Annotated in this window: 2 tRNA genes and 3 rRNA genes; all 5 read left to right on the top strand. The window is 51.0% G+C overall.

Annotated features, from left to right (window positions below):
• Nucleotides 1-316: 316 nt before the first annotated feature.
• A 16S ribosomal RNA gene (locus BUE92_RS00070) occupies nt 317-1853 on the top strand.
• Between the two features lie 82 nt (nt 1854-1935).
• Nucleotides 1936-2012: transfer RNA gene (locus BUE92_RS00065), tRNA-Ile, on the top strand.
• Between the two features lie 30 nt (nt 2013-2042).
• A tRNA-Ala gene (locus BUE92_RS00060) sits at nt 2043-2118 on the top strand.
• A 247-nt stretch (nt 2119-2365) separates the two neighbouring features.
• Nucleotides 2366-5257 (top strand): 23S ribosomal RNA (locus BUE92_RS00055).
• 169 nt (nt 5258-5426) lie between these two features.
• Nucleotides 5427-5542: ribosomal RNA gene (rrf, locus tag BUE92_RS00050) — 5S ribosomal RNA — on the top strand.
• The 16S, 23S and 5S rRNA genes sit together here with 2 tRNA genes alongside, the layout of an rRNA operon.
• Nucleotides 5543-5551: the final 9 nt, after the last annotated feature.

Genomic DNA, 5551 nt, shown 5'->3' with positions numbered 1-5551 from the left:
CTGTAGAATTCGCCTCCCGCTTACGAGAGATCGCAAGCGCAAGTGGTTGAAGTTGTTGAAGAAATCTTCGAAAACTTCTGAAAATAACCACTTGACAGCAAATGAGGCTGCTGTAGAATGCGCGCCTCGGTTGAGACGAAAGATCTTAACCAACCGCTCTTTAACAACTGAATCAAGCAATTCGTGTGGGTGCTTGTGGAGTCAGACTGATAGTCAACAAGATTATCAGCATCACAAGTTACTCCGCGAGAAATCAAAGATGTAACCAACGATTGCTGAGCCAAGTTTAGGGTTTCTTAAAAACCCAAAGATGTTTGAACTGAAGAGTTTGATCATGGCTCAGATTGAACGCTGGCGGCAGGCCTAACACATGCAAGTCGAGCGGTAGAGAGAAGCTTGCTTCTCTTGAGAGCGGCGGACGGGTGAGTAATGCCTAGGAATCTGCCTGGTAGTGGGGGATAACGTTCGGAAACGGACGCTAATACCGCATACGTCCTACGGGAGAAAGCAGGGGACCTTCGGGCCTTGCGCTATCAGATGAGCCTAGGTCGGATTAGCTAGTTGGTGAGGTAATGGCTCACCAAGGCGACGATCCGTAACTGGTCTGAGAGGATGATCAGTCACACTGGAACTGAGACACGGTCCAGACTCCTACGGGAGGCAGCAGTGGGGAATATTGGACAATGGGCGAAAGCCTGATCCAGCCATGCCGCGTGTGTGAAGAAGGTCTTCGGATTGTAAAGCACTTTAAGTTGGGAGGAAGGGTTGTAGATTAATACTCTGCAATTTTGACGTTACCGACAGAATAAGCACCGGCTAACTCTGTGCCAGCAGCCGCGGTAATACAGAGGGTGCAAGCGTTAATCGGAATTACTGGGCGTAAAGCGCGCGTAGGTGGTTTGTTAAGTTGGATGTGAAATCCCCGGGCTCAACCTGGGAACTGCATTCAAAACTGACTGACTAGAGTATGGTAGAGGGTGGTGGAATTTCCTGTGTAGCGGTGAAATGCGTAGATATAGGAAGGAACACCAGTGGCGAAGGCGACCACCTGGACTAATACTGACACTGAGGTGCGAAAGCGTGGGGAGCAAACAGGATTAGATACCCTGGTAGTCCACGCCGTAAACGATGTCAACTAGCCGTTGGAAGCCTTGAGCTTTTAGTGGCGCAGCTAACGCATTAAGTTGACCGCCTGGGGAGTACGGCCGCAAGGTTAAAACTCAAATGAATTGACGGGGGCCCGCACAAGCGGTGGAGCATGTGGTTTAATTCGAAGCAACGCGAAGAACCTTACCAGGCCTTGACATCCAATGAACTTTCTAGAGATAGATTGGTGCCTTCGGGAACATTGAGACAGGTGCTGCATGGCTGTCGTCAGCTCGTGTCGTGAGATGTTGGGTTAAGTCCCGTAACGAGCGCAACCCTTGTCCTTAGTTACCAGCACGTAATGGTGGGCACTCTAAGGAGACTGCCGGTGACAAACCGGAGGAAGGTGGGGATGACGTCAAGTCATCATGGCCCTTACGGCCTGGGCTACACACGTGCTACAATGGTCGGTACAGAGGGTTGCCAAGCCGCGAGGTGGAGCTAATCCCACAAAACCGATCGTAGTCCGGATCGCAGTCTGCAACTCGACTGCGTGAAGTCGGAATCGCTAGTAATCGCGAATCAGAATGTCGCGGTGAATACGTTCCCGGGCCTTGTACACACCGCCCGTCACACCATGGGAGTGGGTTGCACCAGAAGTAGCTAGTCTAACCTTCGGGAGGACGGTTACCACGGTGTGATTCATGACTGGGGTGAAGTCGTAACAAGGTAGCCGTAGGGGAACCTGCGGCTGGATCACCTCCTTAATCGACGACATCAGCTGCTCCATAAGTTCCCACACGAATTGCTTGATTCATTGAAGAAGACGAAAAGAAGCAGCCCGAAATTGGGTCTGTAGCTCAGTTGGTTAGAGCGCACCCCTGATAAGGGTGAGGTCGGCAGTTCGAATCTGCCCAGACCCACCAATTTTGTGTGGGAAACGCCTGTAGAAATACGGGGCCATAGCTCAGCTGGGAGAGCGCCTGCCTTGCACGCAGGAGGTCAACGGTTCGATCCCGTTTGGCTCCACCACTACTGCTTCTGTTTGTATAAAGCTTAGAAATGAGCATTCCATCGTTGTGATGGTGAATGTTGATTTCTAGTCTTTGACTAGTTCGTTCTTTAAAAATTTGGGTATGTGATAGAAAGATAGACTGAACGTTACTTTCACTGGTAACGGATCAGGCTAAGGTAAAATTTGTGAGTTCTCTTAATTGAGAAATTCGAATTTTCGGCGAATGTCGTCTTCACAGTATAACCAGATTGCTTGGGGTTATATGGTCAAGTGAAGAAGCGCATACGGTGGATGCCTTGGCAGTCAGAGGCGATGAAAGACGTGGTAGCCTGCGAAAAGCTTCGGGGAGTCGGCAAACAGACTTTGATCCGGAGATGTCTGAATGGGGGAACCCAGCCATCATAAGATGGTTATCTTGTACTGAATACATAGGTGCAAGAGGCGAACCAGGGGAACTGAAACATCTAAGTACCCTGAGGAAAAGAAATCAACCGAGATTCCCTTAGTAGTGGCGAGCGAACGGGGACTAGCCCTTAAGTGGCTTTGAGATTAGCGGAACGCTCTGGAAAGTGCGGCCATAGTGGGTGATAGCCCTGTACGCGAAAATCTCTTAGTCATGAAATCGAGTAGGACGGAGCACGAGAAACTTTGTCTGAATATGGGGGGACCATCCTCCAAGGCTAAATACTACTGACTGACCGATAGTGAACTAGTACCGTGAGGGAAAGGCGAAAAGAACCCCGGAGAGGGGAGTGAAATAGATCCTGAAACCGTATGCGTACAAGCAGTGGGAGCCCACTTTGTTGGGTGACTGCGTACCTTTTGTATAATGGGTCAGCGACTTATTTTCAGTGGCGAGCTTAACCGAATAGGGGAGGCGTAGCGAAAGCGAGTCTTAATAGGGCGTCTAGTCGCTGGGAATAGACCCGAAACCGGGCGATCTATCCATGGGCAGGTTGAAGGTTGGGTAACACTAACTGGAGGACCGAACCGACTACCGTTGAAAAGTTAGCGGATGACCTGTGGATCGGAGTGAAAGGCTAATCAAGCTCGGAGATAGCTGGTTCTCCTCGAAAGCTATTTAGGTAGCGCCTCATGTATCACTGTAGGGGGTAGAGCACTGTTTCGGCTAGGGGGTCATCCCGACTTACCAAACCGATGCAAACTCCGAATACCTACAAGTGCCGAGCATGGGAGACACACGGCGGGTGCTAACGTCCGTCGTGAAAAGGGAAACAACCCAGACCGTCAGCTAAGGTCCCAAAGTTATGGTTAAGTGGGAAACGATGTGGGAAGGCTTAGACAGCTAGGAGGTTGGCTTAGAAGCAGCCACCCTTTAAAGAAAGCGTAATAGCTCACTAGTCGAGTCGGCCTGCGCGGAAGATGTAACGGGGCTCAAACCATACACCGAAGCTACGGGTATCACGTAAGTGATGCGGTAGAGGAGCGTTCTGTAAGCCTGTGAAGGTGAGTTGAGAAGCTTGCTGGAGGTATCAGAAGTGCGAATGCTGACATGAGTAACGATAATGGGTGTGAAAAACACCCACGCCGAAAGACCAAGGTTTCCTGCGCAACGTTAATCGACGCAGGGTTAGTCGGTCCCTAAGGCGAGGCTGAAAAGCGTAGTCGATGGAAAACAGGTTAATATTCCTGTACTTCTGGTTATTGCGATGGAGGGACGGAGAAGGCTAGGCCAGCTTGGCGTTGGTTGTCCAAGTTTAAGGTGGTAGGCTGGAATCTTAGGTAAATCCGGGATTTCAAGGCCGAGAGCTGATGACGAGTTACCTTTTAGGTAACGAAGTGGTTGATGCCATGCTTCCAAGAAAAGCTTCTAAGCTTCAGGTAACCAGGAACCGTACCCCAAACCGACACAGGTGGTTGGGTAGAGAATACCAAGGCGCTTGAGAGAACTCGGGTGAAGGAACTAGGCAAAATGGCACCGTAACTTCGGGAGAAGGTGCGCCGGTGAGGGTGAAGGACTTGCTCCGTAAGCTCATGCCGGTCGAAGATACCAGGCCGCTGCGACTGTTTATTAAAAACACAGCACTCTGCAAACACGAAAGTGGACGTATAGGGTGTGACGCCTGCCCGGTGCCGGAAGGTTAATTGATGGGGTTAGCTAACGCGAAGCTCTTGATCGAAGCCCCGGTAAACGGCGGCCGTAACTATAACGGTCCTAAGGTAGCGAAATTCCTTGTCGGGTAAGTTCCGACCTGCACGAATGGCGTAACGATGGCGGCGCTGTCTCCACCCGAGACTCAGTGAAATTGAAATCGCTGTGAAGATGCAGTGTATCCGCGGCTAGACGGAAAGACCCCGTGAACCTTTACTATAGCTTTGCACTGGACTTTGAATTTGCTTGTGTAGGATAGGTGGGAGGCTTTGAAGCGTGGACGCCAGTCTGCGTGGAGCCAACCTTGAAATACCACCCTGGCAACTTTGAGGTTCTAACTCAGGTCCGTTATCCGGATCGAGGACAGTGTATGGTGGGTAGTTTGACTGGGGCGGTCTCCTCCTAAAGAGTAACGGAGGAGTACGAAGGTGCGCTCAGACCGGTCGGAAATCGGTCGTAGAGTATAAAGGCAAAAGCGCGCTTGACTGCGAGACAGACACGTCGAGCAGGTACGAAAGTAGGTCTTAGTGATCCGGTGGTTCTGTATGGAAGGGCCATCGCTCAACGGATAAAAGGTACTCCGGGGATAACAGGCTGATACCGCCCAAGAGTTCATATCGACGGCGGTGTTTGGCACCTCGATGTCGGCTCATCACATCCTGGGGCTGAAGCCGGTCCCAAGGGTATGGCTGTTCGCCATTTAAAGTGGTACGCGAGCTGGGTTTAGAACGTCGTGAGACAGTTCGGTCCCTATCTGCCGTGGACGTTTGAGATTTGAGAGGGGCTGCTCCTAGTACGAGAGGACCGGAGTGGACGAACCTCTGGTGTTCCGGTTGTCACGCCAGTGGCATTGCCGGGTAGCTATGTTCGGAATAGATAACCGCTGAAAGCATCTAAGCGGGAAACTAGCCTCAAGATGAGATCTCACTGGAACCTTGAGTTCCCTGAAGGGCCGTCGAAGACTACGACGTTGATAGGTTGGGTGTGTAAGCGCTGTGAGGCGTTGAGCTAACCAATACTAATTGCCCGTGAGGCTTGACCATATAACACCCAAGCAATTTGCATGCTCTGAGCTGAAAAGCAAAGGAGACCAGATTGCGGTGTGTGAAGACGCAATGAACCGAAAGTTCGACGCTCACAAAACACCGAGATCTATCACATACCCAATTTGCTGAAGCGAGGCCAGCTGGCCACGACTCAGTACCCGAATTTCTTGACGACCATAGAGCATTGGAACCACCTGATCCCATCCCGAACTCAGCAGTGAAACGATGCATCGCCGATGGTAGTGTGGGGTTTCCCCATGTGAGAGTAGGTCATCGTCAAGATTAAATTCC

The organism is Pseudomonas fluorescens (genome assembly GCF_001902145.1).
In the GTDB taxonomy this organism is placed as follows: Bacteria; Pseudomonadota; Gammaproteobacteria; order Pseudomonadales; family Pseudomonadaceae; genus Aquipseudomonas; species Aquipseudomonas fluorescens_BV.
The sequence above is the reverse complement of the archived record's forward strand: the minus strand, read 5'-3'. Positions and strand labels throughout refer to the sequence as shown.